A 17428-nucleotide genomic window follows, 5' to 3' on the forward strand; every position below is an offset into this window, starting at 1 on the left:
CGATTGATTACCATCAAAGGCTTGCATAAGTCATTCGGAGAATTACATGTGCTGCAAGGTATCGACTATGAGATAAAAGAAAAAGAAGTCATTTGCATCATTGGGCCAAGCGGTTCAGGGAAAAGTACATTTTTACGCTGCATTAATTTGCTGGAGGATATTACAAGCGGTGAAGTCATAATCGAGGGTGTCCGGGTAAACGATCCAAAGACGGATATCAATGAAATTCGCAAAGAAGTTGGGATGGTGTTTCAGCAGTTCAATCTGTTTCCTCATATGCGGGTCATTGATAATATTACAATGGCGCCAATTAAAATCAGGAAAATGGGAAAACAGGAGGCGAATGAACTCGCTCGGCAACTGTTGAAGAAAGTTGGTTTGTCAGATAAAGAAAATGCCTATCCAGAGCAACTGTCTGGCGGACAAAAACAGCGGGTTGCCATTGCAAGAGCCCTCGCGATGAGACCGAAAGTCATGCTGTTTGATGAGCCGACTTCTGCACTGGATCCTGAAATGGTCAAAGAAGTGCTTGATGTAATGAAGCAATTGGCATTAGAAGGCATGACCATGGTGGTCGTGACGCATGAAATGGGATTCGCGAAAGAAGTCGGAGACCGGGTGGCTTTCATGGACAATGGACTGCTAGTCGAGGAAGGAACTCCTGACGAATTGTTCAACCAGCCCAAAAATGAACGAACGAAAGCCTTTTTCAGTAAAGTTCTTGTCTAAACCAGCAGCTGCGTCTGCTGGTTTTTTGTCCTATGTCAGAAGGGAGGATGCTGCATATGATAGAGGATGAACTTTGGAGAAAGGTGGAAGTCCATTGTATTACCCATATGTCATGCACCATACACGTCCTCCGGCAAGAATCATTACTGTGACTGGCTCTGGGCAAGTTGTAAGGGAACCTGATTATATAAAAATCCAACTGGATGTTGTTACGGAAAACAGGGATGCCACTATAGCATTGAAGGAAAATGCTGAAAAGATGAACCAGGTCATTGAGGCACTCCAGCAGTTAGGGATTCCTAAAAAAAATATTCAGACCACTTCATTCACCATCAATCCACGTTATGACTATGTAGACGGACAACAGATATTCCGCGGCTACACAGTTACCAACAGCATCACCGTTAAAGTGCCCGATGTAATGGATGCAGGACGCGTCATTGATACCGCAGTACAAAATGGTGTGAACCAAGTCGGATCCTTGCAGTTTGGAATCGATCATGAAAATCTGCTGTACGAGCAAGCCTTGCAAAAAGCATTGAAACAAGCAACTGCCAAAGCCCGTGCACTGGGAGAGGCAATGCAGGTTCAAATTGATTCGAAACCGATCAAAATTACGGAGGATTCTTCCTTCCCATCAGGAACCCCGCAGCCATTGATGGCAGTTTCAAAAAGCACAACAACCCCTATCGAGCCAGGGCAAATAGTAGTTCTGGCATCCGTCCGAGTCCAATTTCAATACTGATTGAAGCGATATCGGACGACTGACTGATGGCTGGATCATATGAAAAAACTTCTGCAAGCGCACTTATTTGTGCGTTTTTTTGTTGAAAGGGGTGAGTCGGTGGTAAAGGCTTTGAAGTCGGTGGTAAACGTCAGCGAGTCGATGGTAAAGGCTATGAAGTCGGTGGTAAAAATGCGAAACGGTGGTAATCGCTGCAGAGTCGGTGGTAAAGGCTCTGAAGTCGGTGGAAAAATGCGAATCGGTGGTAACCGATGCAGAGCCGGTTGTAACTGCGCGAAAGTCGGTGGTAAACGTCCGCGAGTCGGTGGTAAAGGCTATGAAGTCGGTGGTAAACATGCGAATCGGTGGTAACCGTTGCAGAGCCGGTGGTAACTGCCCGAAAGTCGGTGGTAACGGCCCGAGTGTCGGTGGTAAATCATCGAAAACCGGTGGTAAGCATCTTTGTGAGTGCAGGGATACGCAGCAAATAAGAAGCGAAATTACTACTTTTCCAGTAATAACTAATTTGATCCGGTTAGGATTACCAAAAATAAAAGGGTTTGGTCAGACATATAACGAATGTGTAGGTAGCGGGAAAAAAGAGGGGGCGTGTGTACATGGACTATACGGTAGAACGGTTGAGAGAGTTAGATGAAGTGGATATCGAGCAATTGAAAGTAGAAAGTGAGAGAGAAGGTTATCGGTTTGTATCTAGGCTCGTTCGAGAATATTCAGACGGATCGAACCGGTATACTGGTCCTGGTGAAGCGCTGTTTTGTGTGCTAAATGCGGAAGGACAAATGCTGGGCGTCGGAGGGCTTAATCGATCGCCGTACGATCCGAGCGGTCGTGCAGCCAGGTTAAGAAGATTTTATGTGTTGTCCGGCGCTCGCCGCCAGGGTGTTGGTTCTTCGCTATTGAAGACGATTACTGAACATGCAGCCGACCATTTTGAGGTAATTACGGTCCGGACAGAATCTTCGAAAGCGGATGCATTTTATCGGGCTAACGGGTTTGTATGCGATGATTCAGAGTCGGAGAACACTCATATTTATCATTTGAAGAAGGAAGCATGAGGTGAAAGGTCTACGCTGATTGAGGAAGCGCCTTTCGCGGATGGAATAGGAGGAACAACAATGACTTGGAAAGTGCTAGATTCAGAGTATGTCTTTAAAACCCCTTTTGGGAATTTGCGAAAAGATTCGTGCCAAATGACAGACGGAACGATTATTAATGATTATTATGTGAATGAATATGCGGATTGGGTGAACGCCATCGTTCTTACGGAGGACAATGAAATCTTGTTAGTCGAGCAGTATCGCCATCCGGGAAACGGAATGTTTCTTGAGATTCCAGCAGGAAAAATGGAAGAGGGGGAGACATGGGAGGAAGCAATCGTCCGGGAAGTGCGGGAGGAGACAGGGTATGTTTCGGAATATCCGCCGATTCAACTGGGTGAATTCATGGTCAATCCCGCTACACAGACGAACAAGGTAATTACCTTCCTGATTGTGGATGCAAAAAAGAAATTTGAACAGGAACTGGATGAAACCGAACGGATTACAGTAAAAAGATATCCGTTTGATGTGATGGAACAGATGATTTCAGAAAAACGGATTACGCAGTTGTTTTCCGTAAGTGCCTATTATTTGGCAAAGAATCACTTATCGGCATCACAAAAAATTCCTTCCTTATAAAGGACGGCAGGTGAAGATTAATGATGAATCCAAAGCATGCACTTGTGATCGGTGGCACAGGGATGCTTCGTAATGTGAGCATCTACTTAGCTGAGCGTAATTATGCCGTTTCAGTTGTAGGTCGCACAGCAGGCAAGCTAAAACAAGTGATGGAAAGTAGTCCACCCGATACCATATTTCCTATTCAAGTCGATTATAATGCGGATTCTTTCCTGGAGGAAATCAAAGAGGCAATTGAAAAACGGGGGCCTTTCCATCTAATTGTCAGTTGGACGCCAAATTATCAAGTTGTTGAACAGGTTTGTTCCATGAATGAAAATGACAACTTTTTTCGACTGATCCACGTTAAAGGGAGTCGGCGATATTTTCAAGACGAACTCGTGAACATTCCGTTTAGCTGTATACGGGAAGTTGTCTTTTTGGGGTACATACAAGAAAAAACAATGTCCCGGTGGTTGACGCATGATGAAATCTCAGCAGGCGTTATTGCGCAAATCGAATCCGGTGGAATTGGACGGATTGTAGGACAATTACATCCATATGACAGAAGACCGGAGTAGGAGGAACAGAATTTGCTGAAAAGGAAATTTGGCAGCCGATATGATTGGAAGAGGATCTTGCAACGCAATTATGCAGAGAAATACTACGAAACTGCGAATTATAAGGGCTATGTGACACTCTTTCAAATGCAGGAAGTGGCTGCTCCGCTTGTTAAACAATATGGCGATACGCCTGTCTGTATCGCGGATAAAGGATATAGTTGGTTGCAGCATTTTCCAGAGGGGCAACAACATTCCGTAACAACAGTGTTTGATGCATCGAATCAAGTTGTCCAGTGGTATATCGATATATGCACAAGTAATGGCTATTGCGAGAAGAATGGCCCATGGATGGATGATCTGTTTCTTGATCTAATCTACTTGCCATCAGGCAGTTTGATTGAAAAGGACGCAGATGAATTAGAAGCAGCGCTTTCGGAAGGGATTATCACTTCGGAAGAATACTCGCAGGCTTGGAATGAGTTTAATTCCTTGAAGCAGGCCATTTTAGAGGATCAATTTCAATTGCTCGAATTGACTACATTGCATTTTCATGAATTGGCTGGAGTTTGTCACAAAAATGATTTTTGATTGTCTACATAGTAGGGAGATGGGAGAAAAGTGAAAAGGGTTTTGCAGCCATGATGATCGCCTTGGTCTTTCTACTGGGCGCTTGCACTAAAGAATATTGGATTATGAAAAAGAAGGATATAGATGATGAGCCAGGAGTCAGGATATTTGTTGAAGAGCTACAGAAAGAGAAGACAGACCGCAAAGGCTATAAATTGTTTAGTATTTCCCAGGGCAAAAGTATGGTTGTCGTATCAACAGGAACGCCTACAAAAGAGTTGGAAGTCGTAGATGTGGAAATTCTTGATGACCAAACGATCGTTACAGTTAAAGAAATAGATAGTGAAAGTGATGAAGTGAATCCTTATATATTAGTCGGATTAGAGCGAAAGAATGGTTCCATAGTTGTGAAGAATGAAGATGGTGAAGAATACGACATTGGTTTTTAACTATAATCGAAAAGGTTGATAGCATTGATAAACAAATTAATTATTACGTCCGAGGAACGAGCAAAGATTTTGAAAAGTTATTTCCGCAACGGTTTGGATGGCGCGCTGGACACCTTTCCGAGTAAAGAGAAACGAAAGTATATCGTTGCGGAAGAAATAATCAAAAGATTTGAAAAGGATGTAAGGTACACTGAAAAAGAAGTGAATGACATCCTCAGACAAGTCTATGCCGATTTTGCAACGATCCGCCGATTTTTCATTGATAATGGATTCATGAAGCGGCATGACGATGGAAAAACGTATTGGATAGAAGGTGAGGATCATGGAGGTCGTACAGAATCCGAGTAAGACGCAGTACAGCGGCTTTTTCAATGAGGTGTTCAGCGGATGTGAAGATTTGAAGCTGGAAATGGAGGCAAGCGTGAACAGCAAGTCGAATCAAGGCAGTTTTCTTTTCTGCAATGAAGGAATAGCGTTTGCATTTGCCTCCACTCACACATCTACCTGGCATCCGCACTGCATCTATGTACGCCTGGCATACGAGTGGTCGACTACAGATCACGAGAGTCTTGCCAACGTGGTGCAATACATAAAGAAGGTCTATCAAAAGCCTTTGTTCTTTCTGCTGGATGATCGGTTCTCCATACTGCAAAGGATATTACCGGAAAATGGATTCGTAATGATACGTAAAACAGAGATCATTCAGTTTAAACCGGTTGCCGAATTACAGAAGACTGATAAACATTTTCGCACAGTGTCGGATATAAAAAGCGATCCAACCCTTGAAACAAGCCTTGTCCACTTATGCAAGCGGACCTATACCGAGACTCATCTGGATAACCCGGTAGCTGAATTGCCGGACGAGGAGTGGCGATCGGCTATCTATGATGGTTTGCTGGAAACCTATAGCTACGTGGCAGAAAGTGATGGGACCATTATCGGTTTCAGTTTGCTCTATGAAGCGGATTCTGCAGGCTGGGAGCTTGGCTGGGTCGGCGTTGATGCAGTTGAAAATATGTACTTGCTGGAAGGAATGTTGAAAAAGCAGCTAGAAGATGCCCGGAAAGAAGGTGCAGATTTCATTGAAAAAGAAGTCGATTCGACATGTCCTTTTTCGCTGCATTTGAAGCAAGTATCGGATTTTGGAATATCAGAAACATTGTATGCCTATCGAAGTACATAAAGGGGGAAATTCTGTGAAAGTTACGATTGAAAGTCCCCGAAGCATCAGAGGACTGGCTGTTTTTTTGGCTGAGATGAATAACAAACCTGCTCATCATATTGGCTATTGCGGGGAACAGAAGGAAGAAATTGTAAATACGCTGGAAAATGATTTCTCTGACTTGGATTGGTCTCAATCATTCAAAGTTGCATACCAGTCTGATCGGATTGTCGGAGCGCTTGGTTTTGATATAGACGTCGAGGAACGGAGCGCAGAAGTATGGGGTCCTTTCGTTTTGGTAGACGATTTGGCTGAAACATTATGGAAGAGCCTCTACGAAACGGTTGCTCATCAAGTGGATCATTTTCACTTTTTCTATTCATGTGAAAATAAATTGATTAAACGGTTTATTGCAACGAAAAGTGGTACTGAAAAAGGCAGGCATGTTGTGCTTGTGGCACAAAAAGGTGTTCAAGCGAGCTGCGTTACCGATGATATCGTACCGTATGAGGCGTCCTGCTGGGAAGCGTTTAAAACGCTTCATGAAGAGGCATTTCCCGAGACATATTATAATGCTGAAACCATATGCAACCGGCTGAATGAACAGAATCAGCTGCATATTCTTAAAGCTCGTGATAATCAAATCATGGGCTATGTATACATAGAGGCTGATCCAGCCCATGGAGAAGGTTCAATTGAATATATTGCCGTATCCGATGCATTTCAAAAACAGGGCAAAGGAACTCGAGTATTGCATAAGGCTCTTCTTCATTTGTTTAGGTTTGAGGGGATTGATGAGATAAGTCTTTGCGTGAATGCTTCTAATCATGTAGCGATCGGCTTATACAAAGCGGCCGGTTTTGACGTGAAAAATGATTTGAACCACAGTCTACTTACGCTGGAAGGGAGATGATCCGTATGCATTGGATTTGCGCAGGCTTCGTTCGTTCGAAAATTTGGGATGTCGTGCATCGTTTCGAACAACGGACGCCTTTACCCGATATCGATGTCATTTATTTTGATTCGAAAAATGAGGATGAAAGCATCGAAAAGAAGTGGGAGGAGAAACTGCAGTTACTGCATCCGAACGAGCCGTGGTCCGTAAAAAATCAAGCACGAATGCATCTTCGGAATTATCTTCCCGCGTATCACTGTTCTGCGGATGCTATCTCAAAGTTCCCGGAAACGGCTACAGCGCTCGGTGTAAAGCTGAATACCGATGGGGAATTAGTGTTATGTATACCCCATGGGGTGGAGGATGTGCTGAATTGCCGAGTGTCTGCCACTCCGTTTTTTAAACAGTCCACGGAACGAATGCGCGTATTTGAAAAGAGGATTGCTAAAAAGAACTGGGATGCCATTTGGTGTAATGTCCATCTAGGTAATTAACATAGTAGAGGAGTCTTTCCATGGAATTTGTCATTCAGAAACAATTATTTTCTTCTGTCGTCTCAGAGGTCGTCAAGGTTTGTCCGTCGCAAAGCGTCTTACCGGTTCTAACTGGCTTGAAGATCGAGGCGGGAGAAAGTGGCGTGACATTGACTGGAGGCAACACAGAGATATTTATTAAAAAGATGATTCCTCAGCAAGTAGAAGGGGAAACAGTTATAACAATAATAGAAACCGGACAGGGGATTGTCCCGGCAAAATATTTTGCAGAGCTACTAAGGAAATTGCCTGGCACCATACGAGTATCGATAAGAGATTCCAAAATAACGGTCTCATCCGAGGAGATTACAACAAAACTGTCCGGTTATGGTGATGTCCTCTATCCAGAATTGCCTGATTTTCCACCAATGCAGACGATAGAATTGCCATTCGGAAAGCTGAAGAAAGCCATCAGTCAAACTGTTTTTGCTGTATCTAAGAGCGATTCAAAGCCTGTCTTGACGGGTGTACATATGCAGGCAGAAGGAGACAGACTCATCTGTACGGCCACTGATTCACATCGTTTGGCCCAGGCTGTCATCCCTGCGACTTCCTCAATGGCAGACAATTTCATTGTTCCCAATAAAGCCTTGTCAGAGCTGTCCAACTTAAAGGTACCCGAAACAGCTATGATTCGAATTAGTAAAAACGGACAATTTGCCGTTTTTCAATGTGAAAATTCCGTTCTTTATTCTGTTTTGCTGGAAGGCATCTATCCGAAGACAGAATCTTTGCTGCCAACCGAATTTCAGACAACGATTGTTTTAGATACTGAAAAGTTTAGAACAGGAATCGATCGAGCATGTCTTTTTTCAGGAGAATGGAAGCATAACAATGTCCGTTTGGAAATTACTGCACATGATCAAATGAAAATAACCTCCAAATCAACTGAAATCGGTGAACTGGAAGAAGTTCAAAACATCCTTCAAGTGGAGGGCCAATTACCAGTCCAGATGACGTTTGACGGAAAATATTTATTGGAAGCCTTAAGAGGGATTAGCAGTAAGAAAATTATAATGGGCTTCAATGGTTTGATGAAGCCGGCATTAATTCGACCAGAGGATCAGCATTCCACACTGCAATTATTATCTCCATTGCGGGTGTGAGGAAAGGAGCAAAAATATGGGATACATAGAAGAAATCCGAGAACTGGTTGGGCATCGGCCCATGATTTTTGTGGGTTCCGTGCTTGTCGCGGTTGACCTGCAAGGCAGGATTTTAATGCAACAACGAAAATTTCCGGAAGGGGCTTGGGGACTGCCGGGTGGCTTGATGGAACTTGGTGAATCAACGGAAGATGTCGCGAGACGAGAATTGTGGGAGGAGACAGGATTGACGGCAGGCGATATGTCGTTAATCAATGTCTATTCAGGTCCTGATCAATTCATTACAGCTGAAAATGGAGACGAGTTCTACGTAGTGACTGCGGCGTATTATTCCACTGCCATCATAGGCAAACTTGTTGTCGATCCGAAGGAATCTATGGCGTTTGAATATTTTTATCCACATGAACTGCCAGACAATATTGTTGGAAGCCACCATACGGTATTGGAGGAGTTCTTGCAGAAACATGGGGATGTACTGGTGAAATTAAGGAGTTGATAAGGATGTCGGTATCATTAGTCAAGTTTCATGAGAGGGATTTGGGATTGCCCAAGTACCGAAAGCAACTGATAGACAAAGCTTTGGATGACTTGATAAATGACACGGGAGTCATGGCTGTTTTTGAGGGAGGCTCCTTAGCAAGGGGTAATTATGATCTTTATTCAGATATCGACCTTCATGTAATTGTTAACCCTGCAATGCAACAACAATTCATTGAATCAAAAAGAGCACGTGCTGCGAAGTGGGGTGATGTTTTATTCTACGAGGAAGCTTCCCCTGTATCTCCTGTTATTGTGACCCATTATGAAGGATTCGTGAAAGTAGACTCATGGTACCAAGTAATAGAAGATATTTCCCCATCCATTTGGCTACAAGACTTGCAGGTATATTATGACCCGTATAGCCTTCTAACTCCGATATTCGAAGAGGTAGAGAAGCTGAAATATACTCCGGACTTAAGGGATATAGAATGGTGGAGGGGAAAGGTTTTCGCATTTCTTCATGAAGCCTATCGTTCTACCATGAGAGGAGAAATGTACAGTGCGCTCTCCAATATAGATCGCCTTCGATGGCTGATAGCCTATGGTTGGTACATGGAAATGGGGATTCATCTAAAGAGTTCGTATGGTGTTTGGTCAAAAATAGAAGGCACCAGAAGCCAGTTGAAAGATTGGCAATTAGTGAAACTGGCTGAATGGGATTGCCGAAGGGATCAGAAAGATATTTTAGAAACAATAGCCAATCTAAGTTCAGAGTTTTATCGACTAAACGTTGATATAAGTAAGAAGTTTGGTATCCATTCAGAAGAAGAGAGATGCCGCAGAATTATCGAAATGATCATCTAGGAGGGATTCAAAATGAATTCAGCAGCGAAAGAGTATTGGGATCAATACTGGGGATCCAAGGAAAAGCCTGATTCGGTCAGCGCCTGGATGTTTGGAGATACGCCGGATGCACTTGCGCAAAAAGTTATCAGTGGAAAAAAGACCGCTACCTGCTCGGCATACGTGCTGTATGAAAAGGAAAATGAGCCGCTGCCGGAGGTAAATGAGTATAGTATCGTTTTAAACAGTTCGGAAGAACCCGTCGCCATCATTAAGACTACAGAAGTATCACTCATTCCTTTCAATGAAGTCAATGAGGTATTTGCATTAGCGGAAGGGGAAGGAACGTATGAGGAATGGAGACATATTCATGAACGTTTTTTTAAGGAAGAAATGAGCAATGCCGGGTTGCCCTACTCCAACGAAATGCTCCTAGTTTGTGAACGATTTGCCTTGATAGACGTCAAAGGAGGAGACTAATATGACAGAAAAGCTGCTGCGTGTCGGGACAACTTATATTCCCGTAACAAATGTGAAAGAATCCGCTCAATGGTATGTCGGAAATTTGGGTGCAGAATTGAATTATGAAGATGAGGACAAAGCGATTTTGGATTTGGCGAATCAAAGTTTTTTTCTTGTAAAATCTCAAGAAAACGAATCGGCCAATTTTATGGATGCAAAGGGGTCAAAGCGATTTTCCCTCACTTTTGAAGTAGATGGAGAGTCTGCGTTACGAGAATTGCAGAAGGATCTGCAAAACCTGGGTGTGACAGTCGGTGACATTGAAGACAGAGGGCATGCCGGGAATAACTTTGTGTTTTCGGATCCCGATGGCAATCTGTTTGATGTGTGGAGTGAATTGAGTCCTTCGTTCAAAGCAAATAGGGCATAACGATGGGGTATGTCCGGGAGATAAGGCAACTCGTTGGCACGCGGCCGATTATACTGGCCGGTGCGAATGTAATTGTAATTGATCAATTCGGTCGGATGCTTTTGCAACTGCGGTCGGATAACAATTGTTGGGGGTTGCCAGGCGGGACGATGGAACCTGGCGAAACATTGGAGGAAGTGGCTAAACGCGAAATGTTGGAAGAAACAAATCTTACAGCTATCGAGCTAATCCCATTTAATTTTTATTCGGGCAAAGAATTCTATTACCGTTATCCTCACGGTGACGAAGTCTATAACGCTGTCGCTACCTACATTTGCAGGCAGTATGATGGTTTGCTGCAAGGAAATTCGGATGAAGTGTTAGATGTGCAATTTTTTTATCCGAATGAACTCCCCGTAAATTGCAGCCCGCCTGATCTGCCAATGATTCAAGATTATTTCCGTTTGTTAAGTGAAGGGGAAGAGGAACTTTAATGAAGATCTTTCGAACAGCTGAAATAAAGGGGAAAGAAGTCTCCCAATACAATTCCAAAATGCTCTTGCGCAAAATTTTAATGACCGATGCTCCTACTCATGTTGCCATTATAGAGCTTGGTGTAGACGGAATTGTCGGCTACCATGAAGCGGCCGTTCCACAATTGCTGATCGTTTTGGAAGGGGAAGGTTGGGTACGTACAGGATATGAATCCGGGATAAACGTGAAAGCGGAAGACATCGTCTTTTGGGACAAAGGGGAAGAACATGAAACGGAGTCTGCTGAAGGAATGACAGCTTTGGTTGTGGAATCACAAGGGTTGGAACCATTTCTTAATAACTATTTAGTTTCACTAAATTAATTGAATTAGCTGATCATACAGCCGACAGAAAAGGTGATAGACCATGAATGGTGAACTAACAGGTTCCAAGGTATGCCTGAGAGAGTTGACATTGGATGACTGGATAGATGTTCATTCATATGCATCCTTACCAGAGGTTTCCCGCTATCAACCGTGGGGACCAAATACAGTAACGGATTCGTTTGAGTTTGTCCAAACAATAATAGAAGATGCGAAGAGAATTCCGCGTACCCGATTCGTTTTCGCGGTCATTCATTTGCAACAGCAGAAACTGGTAGGTGCCGGAGAAGTAAATATCCGCAGCCTCTCGAATCAGGAAGGGGAAATCTCCTACATTATTCACCCTGATTTTTGGGGACAGGGACTTGCATCCGAGACTGCCCGCCTTTTGCTTCAATTTGGCTTTCATTCCTTGCGCTTGCACCGTATCTTAGGCACATGTGATCCTCGCAACATCGCTTCCGCCCGAGTACTTGAGAAAGCGGGGATGATAAAGGAGGGGCATTTGCGCCAGAATCTCAGAATTGGGGATGACTGGAGAGACTCCTTGTTGTTTGGAGTGCTGACACACGAATGGAATGACAGCTTATGATCATCAGATTCAAATTGCAAAATCAATTAGTGACGAGCCGATTATCCTTTTTGAGGGTGATCGGCTCGTGTTGTTTCAATTACTTTTCACCAAAAAGAAATCGATCATCTAAATTTCTTTTTCTTCTTCGCTTGATGCAGTTCAGCCATTTCACTTGCGATTTCTTCTTTCATATCGTTGGAATTGATTTTTTGATTTTTAGGTGTTTGTGGCAATGAAGCACTATTTTTGCCTGTTTTATTATTGTGATTATCTCTTCCCATTTTGCCATCATCCTTTCGATATTGTCCTCACTAATATGGCATGGAGAGAAATTTTTATACGGAGAATAAAAAGTAGATTATTTGGTTTATTCTAATTTTCATAGGGTATAAGAATAGTTAAGTAATCTCAAGGAGGTCGAAGTATACATGTCAATTAGCAAGGAACTTCAAGCCTTACAAGACTTTCACTGTGATCATCGATGCGTGTTAACCGTCTATTTGAACACGAACCCTGCGGACCCGGAGCAACAGAACGGTGCTTGGAAAATACAATTGAAAAATGGTTTAAAACGACTGGATGAATATTTGAAAGCATCCAAAGACGAACGGGAAATAAAAGCATTTGAGAAAGTAAAAGCTAAAGTGGCCGAGGAAATCAATGCCCATAAAAACGACTTGCTTAAAGGAGTCGTTATTTTTGCGTCAGAGAACCCTGAACTTTGGTCAGTCCATTATGTTCAAATCCCTGTAAAAACCAATTTCTATTGGGAAAACCACCCGGTTACGGAGCAATTTGAATATATGATGAAAGCGTACCCGCAAGCAGGCGTCGTCTTGCCAAGCTTTGGTGAGGTGCGTATTCTGGATACTGCCATGGGCTTTGTCCATGATGAAAAGACTTATTCCTTCGACTCGGGCTTGGACGTGTGGAGAGAGCAGAAAGGTTTGAACTCAGCCAACCAGCGTGGAACGGGTGGAAGCCATGTTGATGATTTGGATCAAAGACTCCGAGAAAATCTAGATCGATTTTATAAAGACATGGGTACCATTGTAGAAAATATGAGGAAGGAAAAAGGATGGAGAGAGCTTTACGTAGTCGGTGAAGCAGATCTAGCAAAATCGTTTGCGGGTTCGCTTCGTCAGAAACCGAATAACTGCATTTATAAGAACCTGATCAATATGGAACCGAGTAAGGTGTTGCATCAGGTTTTTGAACGATAAACTGGAAAAAGAATTGCTTGGGAATGGACTGCCTTTACGGGCAGTCTCAGACTGTAGACAAAGTCACTTTGAGATGAATAGAATTGCATAAACCAATCGGCAGTGAGCGCAACTTCGCTTTCCATGGGCTTGGCTTCAGCCTCCTCGTCACTCCGTTCCTGCGGGGTCTTCAGCTCATGCTATTCCCATAGGAGTCTTCGTTGCGCTCCCTGCCTTTAATACAATTTCTTAATTGTTGAGTAAATACATGAAGACTCTCTAAACTTCTTTTATACGAGGTCCATCATATTAATTATTAATAACAACATACCTTGTTAGCAGAACATCCGTTGATTGGAGCAGAAGGCGTCGACTCCTGGGGGATCAGCGGGACAGGTGAGACCCCACAGGGAGCGTAGCGGACGAGGAGGCTTACCGCCCGCCCCCCCGGAAAGCGACGCCAGAAGCGTAAATCAACTTTACTAGGAATCTAAATGTAAGTAGCGGGTGTATATTATTTTTATACGCCACAACAAATTAATATGCTTTTGTCTACGCTCTGGGACTGCCTTTACGGGCAGTCTTTTTCTGTTTGAAGCCACAGTACTAATCACCTCAGATATAGGAAAGTGCATAGGATACGGGCAAAGGAGGAATTGATATGGGACTTTTTATGAATGGCCGACAACATCCACAGATGTTTATGAATAAAGAATCCATACATGAACCCAATCAGGATTGCTGTAGCTATGATCCACTTACGGAGTGGAAGACAGATCAGCGGAAGATTGACGAGGAGATGCGCGAGAGCATACACCAATTGGCAGTGAAATTGACGAAAGAGCAACGAAAACAAAAGGATCGATGGTCATCGGTTTCTTATCGCTTAGAGGAGCTCAGGGAGCAGCAATATGAAGAAGCGGCATTTGAAGAGAATGTCATAGAAAGATTGGTAAAATTAGAGGAACAAAATCAGCTATTGCACGAATCTTTCTTCTCAAAACAAGCCGAACAGCAGGAGCTAATCGGGCAAATTGAAACCATACATCGCTCGAACCAGGAACTGACGATAAGTTTACAAGACACACAAAAGCTGCATGATGAATTATTAGTGAGAATGGAAGAACAGCGAAAGGATCAACAGAGGGTTGCCGAAGTTCTCGAGAAACAAACAGCAGCCCAACTAGAAATGACCAGCCGGCTTGATCGGCAAGAAGGGATGCTGGAGAAAATGGCACGGCAAATGGACCATCTACGATCCATCATCTATGAACGCAGCCATGATTTGGCGGAGAAGATAGAGAAGGGATACAAGATGACTACGCTCTACGCAGCTAAGCTGAAAAGAAGCCCAGTAAAACATTCAGATGACACTTGAGATAGAGGAATGAAACAGGCGTCCGCTCAATATAGTCAAATGAGGAGGGAAATGATTGAGCGAAGGCGAACAAAAGAGAGAGGACCCGAATTTGGAGCAGGCGCCTGCAGTAATGGAAGAAACGGAGAAAACAACAATAGGTTTAACACCTAATGTTGGAGGAATGCTCAGCTACATCTTCATTATCGGCATTGTATTCCTTTTTATTGAAAAAGAAAACCGCTTCATCCGCTATCATGCATTCCAATCTTTGTTTTTAGCGGTTGCAGTGTTCTTGATCAATATTGTGTTAGGTTTCCTGCCTATCATTGGTCTGATCTTTAGTTTCCTCATATCGTTGCTTGCGTTTGCCATCATGATTTTCATGATGTATCAAGCATATAATGGAAACTACTACAAGCTTCCAATTATCGGAGAGATGGCTGAAAAGCAAGTGAACCAGGCAAAATAAAAGCGATGACAGCTACGTCATCGCTTTTTCTGCAATGGAATTAGTAGTCTCCTATACTGCCCAGAATAAAAATCAGTATCCAAAAACAGATTTTCATCAAGAGAGCAACAGATCCTAAAATAATACCGGCTATTGACATTCCACGGCCATACGATTTTTTTAGTCCCACAGATCCGAAAATGATTGCTAAAATACCTAAAAAGTAAGGAATGATGATAACTAAATTAAGTACGACTCCGATAATGCCGAGAACGAGGGCTGCGACAGCCAGGCCGTTTCCTTCCGGACGTTGTTGGATGGTTTGCGGTTGTTGCACACGATTCACCTCCAAGTCACTAAATCTTTTCTTTCTATATTACCATATTTGTACTAGGAAATATCCCTTTTCCATAGTCTATGTTAGTACTGTACGAATGAGTAGGGTTACTAGTTTCACTGATCTATTTTCGTTATAATGGAAGAGGAAGAATTGTACTACTTTTTTAATAATTCAGGGGTGATGAGATGATTCAATTTACGAAGCCGACAGTTGAACAATTTTTTAGGACGTACACGATTACAAACTTTGCCGTCAGCAAAGATGAAAAACGCCTGATCTTCAACACGAATATGAATGGAAAAATGAATTTATGGGCGATGGATTTGCCTGAAACCTATCCGTATTTATTTGCTCATGCGGATGAGTCCTGCGCCTTTATTGAAATCGATCCGGAAAACCGTTATGTGTTGGCTGGATTTGACCGGGATGGGGATGAGAACTATCAAATCTATGCCGTGCCATTCGAGGGTGGTTTACCAGAGGACTTGATCACAGGGGATTCAAGTGAAAAGTTCTTTCTTAGTTATGTAAGTGACGATGGAGAACGTATCTATTATGTCACTTCAAAAGACAATCCTAACTTTTTGAACACCCATATGCGTAATTTGAAGACAGGCAAGGACATCCTGTTGCATCTCGGTGATAAGGCGCCCACTCAGTTGGCAGCTGTATCAAAGGATGAAGAAAAGTTAGTGTATGTTAGTTCGCTTGCGAATACGTATGTGATTGGCTTTGTGAAAATCGGGGATGAAATGATTTATCTGACTCCGGATCCTGATCAAGTGCATGTGTCTTTTAATCCGCTCTTTATCGATAACGATACGATCTATTTCATCACAGACTATGATAGTGACTTTTCCTATGTAGCTAAATTCGATATTCCTTCACAAACATTTACGAAGGAATTAGAAATTAGCGGGGAGAGTGTAGGATCCATCAACTGGGTTAAAGAAAAGAACATCTTTTATTTGACAACTTCACATGGAGTTGTCGATAAACTATATCAATATGAGGTCGAGTCGAAAACCTTGAAGTCTTGTTCACTTCCGATTGACACAGTGGATCAGTTAGAAGTAGCTAAGTCTGGAGCCGTTTATCTGTTGGGGCGAAGTGCAACGGTTCCTTTGAACATCTTCTGTTCATCCGACGGAGAGGAATGGAAGCAGTTGACGGAAAACCGGGTGCTTGGTGTGAATAAAGAGCAGATGGTAGAACCAGAAGTTATAACGTATTCATCATTTGACGGTCTGGAAATTGAAGCATTATTATTCAAACCAAAAGCCGAACAGGATAATGGGTTCACTATTTTTTGGCCGCATGGCGGTCCGCAGGCAGCAGAAAGAAAGATGTTCCGATCCATGTTCCAATGTTTCCTGAACAGAGGATACTCCATTTTTGCCCCTAACTTCAGAGGCAGTACAGGCTATGGCTCCGAATTCACAAAGATGGTGGAGCGGGACTGGGGAGAGGGGCCACGTCTAGATTGCATCGCCGGCATTGAATGGCTTATTGAAAACGGCCATACGGATCGGGAACGGCTATTCCTCGTTGGTGGCAGCTATGGCGGCTATATGGCCTTGCTATTGCATGGTCGACATGCAGACTACTTCAAAGCGGTCGTCGACATCTTCGGCGTTTCTAATTTGTTCACCTTTGTCGAGTCTGTTCCTCCACATTGGAAGCCGATCATGGACCGCTGGATTGGCGATCCGGTGCGAGATAAGGAGCGTTTTGAAAAGGACTCACCTGTTACTTATTTAGACGGCATGACTAAACCGATGCTCGTCATCCAAGGCGCTAAAGATCCTCGTGTCGTTAAAGAGGAATCTGATCAGATTGTAGCCAAACTGGAAGCCCTCGGGCGGGATGTCGAATATTTGGTGCTCGACGACGAAGGACATGGTTTCTCGAAAAAAGAGAATGAAATTACTGTATACAGCCGCATGTTGGAGTTTCTGGAGAAACATCAAAAATGAATGGAATAACAGCCTAGCGAGAGAGATGCGCTAGGCTGTTTTTTTGGTGCGCCCTGCAGACTTCTGCATAACCA

Annotated in this window: 26 protein-coding genes; 24 read left to right on the top strand and 2 right to left on the bottom strand. The window is 43.3% G+C overall.

Annotated features, from left to right (window positions below; genetic code table 11):
• Positions 1-3: 3 nt before the first annotated feature.
• The 20 genes from ACSW3C_RS15695 to ACSW3C_RS15790 all read left to right on the top strand — a co-directional run bounded on the left by ACSW3C_RS15695 (position 4) and on the right by ACSW3C_RS15790 (position 12046).
• Positions 4-729, top strand: a complete 726-nt coding sequence (locus tag ACSW3C_RS15695) for an amino acid ABC transporter ATP-binding protein (protein WP_486563731.1) — start codon at positions 4-6, stop codon at positions 727-729.
• Between the two features lie 94 nt (positions 730-823).
• The gene (locus ACSW3C_RS15700; RefSeq protein ID WP_486563732.1) at positions 824-1474 is read left to right on the top strand and encodes an SIMPL domain-containing protein; all 651 of its coding nucleotides are present in this window, start codon (positions 824-826) and stop codon (positions 1472-1474) included.
• Positions 1475-1585: 111 nt separating this feature from the next.
• Positions 1586-1825 carry a hypothetical protein gene (locus ACSW3C_RS15705; RefSeq protein WP_486563733.1) on the top strand — a complete coding sequence of 80 codons (240 nt, stop codon included), beginning with the start codon at positions 1586-1588 and terminating at the stop codon, positions 1823-1825.
• Positions 1826-2070: 245 nt separating this feature from the next.
• On the top strand, positions 2071-2529 hold the full coding sequence (locus ACSW3C_RS15710) for a GNAT family N-acetyltransferase (RefSeq protein WP_486563734.1): 459 nt from the start codon (positions 2071-2073) through the stop codon (positions 2527-2529).
• Between the two features lie 60 nt (positions 2530-2589).
• Complete coding sequence (locus ACSW3C_RS15715) at positions 2590-3150, top strand: NUDIX hydrolase (RefSeq protein WP_486563735.1); 561 nt, start codon at positions 2590-2592, stop codon at positions 3148-3150.
• 20 nt (positions 3151-3170) lie between these two features.
• On the top strand, positions 3171-3710 hold the full coding sequence (locus ACSW3C_RS15720) for a Rossmann-fold NAD(P)-binding domain-containing protein (RefSeq protein WP_486563736.1): 540 nt from the start codon (positions 3171-3173) through the stop codon (positions 3708-3710).
• A 12-nt stretch (positions 3711-3722) separates the two neighbouring features.
• Positions 3723-4280 carry a ribonuclease FAU-1 family protein gene (locus ACSW3C_RS15725; RefSeq protein WP_486563737.1) on the top strand — a complete coding sequence of 186 codons (558 nt, stop codon included), beginning with the start codon at positions 3723-3725 and terminating at the stop codon, positions 4278-4280.
• A 50-nt stretch (positions 4281-4330) separates the two neighbouring features.
• Positions 4331-4708 carry a hypothetical protein gene (locus tag ACSW3C_RS15730; protein ID WP_486563738.1) on the top strand — a complete coding sequence of 126 codons (378 nt, stop codon included), beginning with the start codon at positions 4331-4333 and terminating at the stop codon, positions 4706-4708.
• 24 nt (positions 4709-4732) lie between these two features.
• Positions 4733-5056: a DUF2087 domain-containing protein gene (locus tag ACSW3C_RS15735; protein ID WP_486563739.1), complete on the top strand. Its 324-nt coding sequence runs from the start codon at positions 4733-4735 to the stop codon at positions 5054-5056.
• Positions 5031-5891, top strand: a complete 861-nt coding sequence (locus ACSW3C_RS15740; protein ID WP_486563740.1) for a hypothetical protein — start codon at positions 5031-5033, stop codon at positions 5889-5891. The genes ACSW3C_RS15735 and ACSW3C_RS15740 overlap by 26 nt, the downstream gene beginning before the upstream one ends.
• Before the next feature lie 13 nt (positions 5892-5904).
• The gene (locus ACSW3C_RS15745) at positions 5905-6783 is read left to right on the top strand and encodes a GNAT family N-acetyltransferase (protein WP_486563741.1); all 879 of its coding nucleotides are present in this window, start codon (positions 5905-5907) and stop codon (positions 6781-6783) included.
• Positions 6784-6788: 5 nt separating this feature from the next.
• Positions 6789-7259, top strand: coding sequence for a nucleotidyltransferase family protein (locus tag ACSW3C_RS15750; RefSeq protein ID WP_486563742.1), 471 nt, complete (start codon positions 6789-6791; stop codon positions 7257-7259).
• A gap of 20 nt (positions 7260-7279) precedes the next feature.
• Positions 7280-8404, top strand: coding sequence for a DNA polymerase III subunit beta (dnaN, locus tag ACSW3C_RS15755; RefSeq protein ID WP_486563743.1), 1125 nt, complete (start codon positions 7280-7282; stop codon positions 8402-8404).
• A gap of 16 nt (positions 8405-8420) precedes the next feature.
• Positions 8421-8900, top strand: coding sequence for an NUDIX hydrolase (locus ACSW3C_RS15760; RefSeq protein ID WP_486563744.1), 480 nt, complete (start codon positions 8421-8423; stop codon positions 8898-8900).
• Between the two features lie 5 nt (positions 8901-8905).
• Positions 8906-9748: a nucleotidyltransferase domain-containing protein gene (locus tag ACSW3C_RS15765; RefSeq protein WP_486563745.1), complete on the top strand. Its 843-nt coding sequence runs from the start codon at positions 8906-8908 to the stop codon at positions 9746-9748.
• A 12-nt stretch (positions 9749-9760) separates the two neighbouring features.
• Entirely contained in the window at positions 9761-10207 is a 447-nt protein-coding gene (locus tag ACSW3C_RS15770) for an ASCH domain-containing protein (protein WP_486563746.1), read from the top strand.
• A gap of 1 nt (position 10208) precedes the next feature.
• Positions 10209-10619, top strand: a complete 411-nt coding sequence (locus ACSW3C_RS15775; protein ID WP_486563747.1) for a VOC family protein — start codon at positions 10209-10211, stop codon at positions 10617-10619.
• A gap of 2 nt (positions 10620-10621) precedes the next feature.
• Positions 10622-11092 (top strand): NUDIX hydrolase, encoded by a 471-nt coding sequence (locus ACSW3C_RS15780; RefSeq protein WP_486563748.1) that lies wholly within the window; start codon positions 10622-10624, stop codon positions 11090-11092.
• Positions 11092-11454: a cupin domain-containing protein gene (locus tag ACSW3C_RS15785; protein ID WP_486563749.1), complete on the top strand. Its 363-nt coding sequence runs from the start codon at positions 11092-11094 to the stop codon at positions 11452-11454. The genes ACSW3C_RS15780 and ACSW3C_RS15785 overlap by 1 nt, the downstream gene beginning before the upstream one ends.
• 43 nt (positions 11455-11497) lie before the next feature.
• Positions 11498-12046 carry a GNAT family N-acetyltransferase gene (locus ACSW3C_RS15790; protein ID WP_486563750.1) on the top strand — a complete coding sequence of 183 codons (549 nt, stop codon included), beginning with the start codon at positions 11498-11500 and terminating at the stop codon, positions 12044-12046.
• Positions 12047-12150: 104 nt separating this feature from the next.
• Here ACSW3C_RS15790 and ACSW3C_RS15795 read toward each other — a convergent pair whose 3' ends face one another.
• Entirely contained in the window at positions 12151-12309 is a 159-nt protein-coding gene (locus ACSW3C_RS15795) for a YfhD family protein (RefSeq protein WP_238079941.1), read from the bottom strand.
• A 147-nt stretch (positions 12310-12456) separates the two neighbouring features.
• On the opposite strand from ACSW3C_RS15795, the gene ACSW3C_RS15800 reads away from it, so the two are divergent.
• The 3 genes from ACSW3C_RS15800 (at position 12457) to ACSW3C_RS15810 (ending at position 15059) form a co-directional block, all read left to right on the top strand.
• The gene (locus tag ACSW3C_RS15800; RefSeq protein WP_486563751.1) at positions 12457-13251 is read left to right on the top strand and encodes a VLRF1 family aeRF1-type release factor; all 795 of its coding nucleotides are present in this window, start codon (positions 12457-12459) and stop codon (positions 13249-13251) included.
• Between the two features lie 640 nt (positions 13252-13891).
• Positions 13892-14608 carry a hypothetical protein gene (locus ACSW3C_RS15805; protein ID WP_486563752.1) on the top strand — a complete coding sequence of 239 codons (717 nt, stop codon included), beginning with the start codon at positions 13892-13894 and terminating at the stop codon, positions 14606-14608.
• 55 nt (positions 14609-14663) lie between these two features.
• Positions 14664-15059, top strand: coding sequence for a DUF4870 domain-containing protein (locus ACSW3C_RS15810; RefSeq protein WP_486563753.1), 396 nt, complete (start codon positions 14664-14666; stop codon positions 15057-15059).
• Between the two features lie 40 nt (positions 15060-15099).
• Here ACSW3C_RS15810 and ACSW3C_RS15815 read toward each other — a convergent pair whose 3' ends face one another.
• Positions 15100-15375 (bottom strand): DUF4190 domain-containing protein, encoded by a 276-nt coding sequence (locus tag ACSW3C_RS15815; RefSeq protein WP_486563754.1) that lies wholly within the window; start codon positions 15373-15375, stop codon positions 15100-15102.
• A gap of 188 nt (positions 15376-15563) precedes the next feature.
• Here ACSW3C_RS15815 and ACSW3C_RS15820 point away from each other — a divergent pair, with 188 nt between their 5' ends.
• A complete protein-coding gene (locus ACSW3C_RS15820) occupies positions 15564-17354 on the top strand; it encodes a S9 family peptidase (protein ID WP_486563755.1) in 1791 nt (596 codons plus the stop codon).
• Positions 17355-17428 lie beyond the last annotated feature (74 nt).

This window comes from Sporosarcina sp. AD_1, assembly GCF_057373025.1.

What these genes read in the sequence shown, in the direction of transcription:
- ACSW3C_RS15710 (WP_486563734.1), top strand. Translation starts at nt 2,071, where the DNA reads ATGGACTATACGGTAGAACGGTTGAGAGAGTTAGATGAAGTGGATATC.
- ACSW3C_RS15715 (WP_486563735.1), top strand. Translation starts at nt 2,590, where the DNA reads ATGACTTGGAAAGTGCTAGATTCAGAGTATGTCTTTAAAACCCCTTTT.
- ACSW3C_RS15720 (WP_486563736.1), top strand. Translation starts at nt 3,171, where the DNA reads ATGATGAATCCAAAGCATGCACTTGTGATCGGTGGCACAGGGATGCTT.
- ACSW3C_RS15730 (WP_486563738.1), top strand. Translation starts at nt 4,331, where the DNA reads ATGATGATCGCCTTGGTCTTTCTACTGGGCGCTTGCACTAAAGAATAT.
- ACSW3C_RS15740 (WP_486563740.1), top strand. Translation starts at nt 5,031, where the DNA reads ATGGAGGTCGTACAGAATCCGAGTAAGACGCAGTACAGCGGCTTTTTC.
- ACSW3C_RS15750 (WP_486563742.1), top strand. Translation starts at nt 6,789, where the DNA reads ATGCATTGGATTTGCGCAGGCTTCGTTCGTTCGAAAATTTGGGATGTC.
- dnaN (WP_486563743.1), top strand. Translation starts at nt 7,280, where the DNA reads ATGGAATTTGTCATTCAGAAACAATTATTTTCTTCTGTCGTCTCAGAG.
- ACSW3C_RS15760 (WP_486563744.1), top strand. Translation starts at nt 8,421, where the DNA reads ATGGGATACATAGAAGAAATCCGAGAACTGGTTGGGCATCGGCCCATG.
- ACSW3C_RS15765 (WP_486563745.1), top strand. Translation starts at nt 8,906, where the DNA reads ATGTCGGTATCATTAGTCAAGTTTCATGAGAGGGATTTGGGATTGCCC.
- ACSW3C_RS15770 (WP_486563746.1), top strand. Translation starts at nt 9,761, where the DNA reads ATGAATTCAGCAGCGAAAGAGTATTGGGATCAATACTGGGGATCCAAG.
- ACSW3C_RS15775 (WP_486563747.1), top strand. Translation starts at nt 10,209, where the DNA reads ATGACAGAAAAGCTGCTGCGTGTCGGGACAACTTATATTCCCGTAACA.
- ACSW3C_RS15780 (WP_486563748.1), top strand. Translation starts at nt 10,622, where the DNA reads ATGGGGTATGTCCGGGAGATAAGGCAACTCGTTGGCACGCGGCCGATT.
- ACSW3C_RS15785 (WP_486563749.1), top strand. Translation starts at nt 11,092, where the DNA reads ATGAAGATCTTTCGAACAGCTGAAATAAAGGGGAAAGAAGTCTCCCAA.
- ACSW3C_RS15790 (WP_486563750.1), top strand. Translation starts at nt 11,498, where the DNA reads ATGAATGGTGAACTAACAGGTTCCAAGGTATGCCTGAGAGAGTTGACA.
- ACSW3C_RS15795 (WP_238079941.1), bottom strand. Translation starts at nt 12,309, where the DNA reads ATGGGAAGAGATAATCACAATAATAAAACAGGCAAAAATAGTGCTTCA.
- ACSW3C_RS15800 (WP_486563751.1), top strand. Translation starts at nt 12,457, where the DNA reads ATGTCAATTAGCAAGGAACTTCAAGCCTTACAAGACTTTCACTGTGAT.
- ACSW3C_RS15805 (WP_486563752.1), top strand. Translation starts at nt 13,892, where the DNA reads ATGGGACTTTTTATGAATGGCCGACAACATCCACAGATGTTTATGAAT.
- ACSW3C_RS15820 (WP_486563755.1), top strand. Translation starts at nt 15,564, where the DNA reads ATGATTCAATTTACGAAGCCGACAGTTGAACAATTTTTTAGGACGTAC.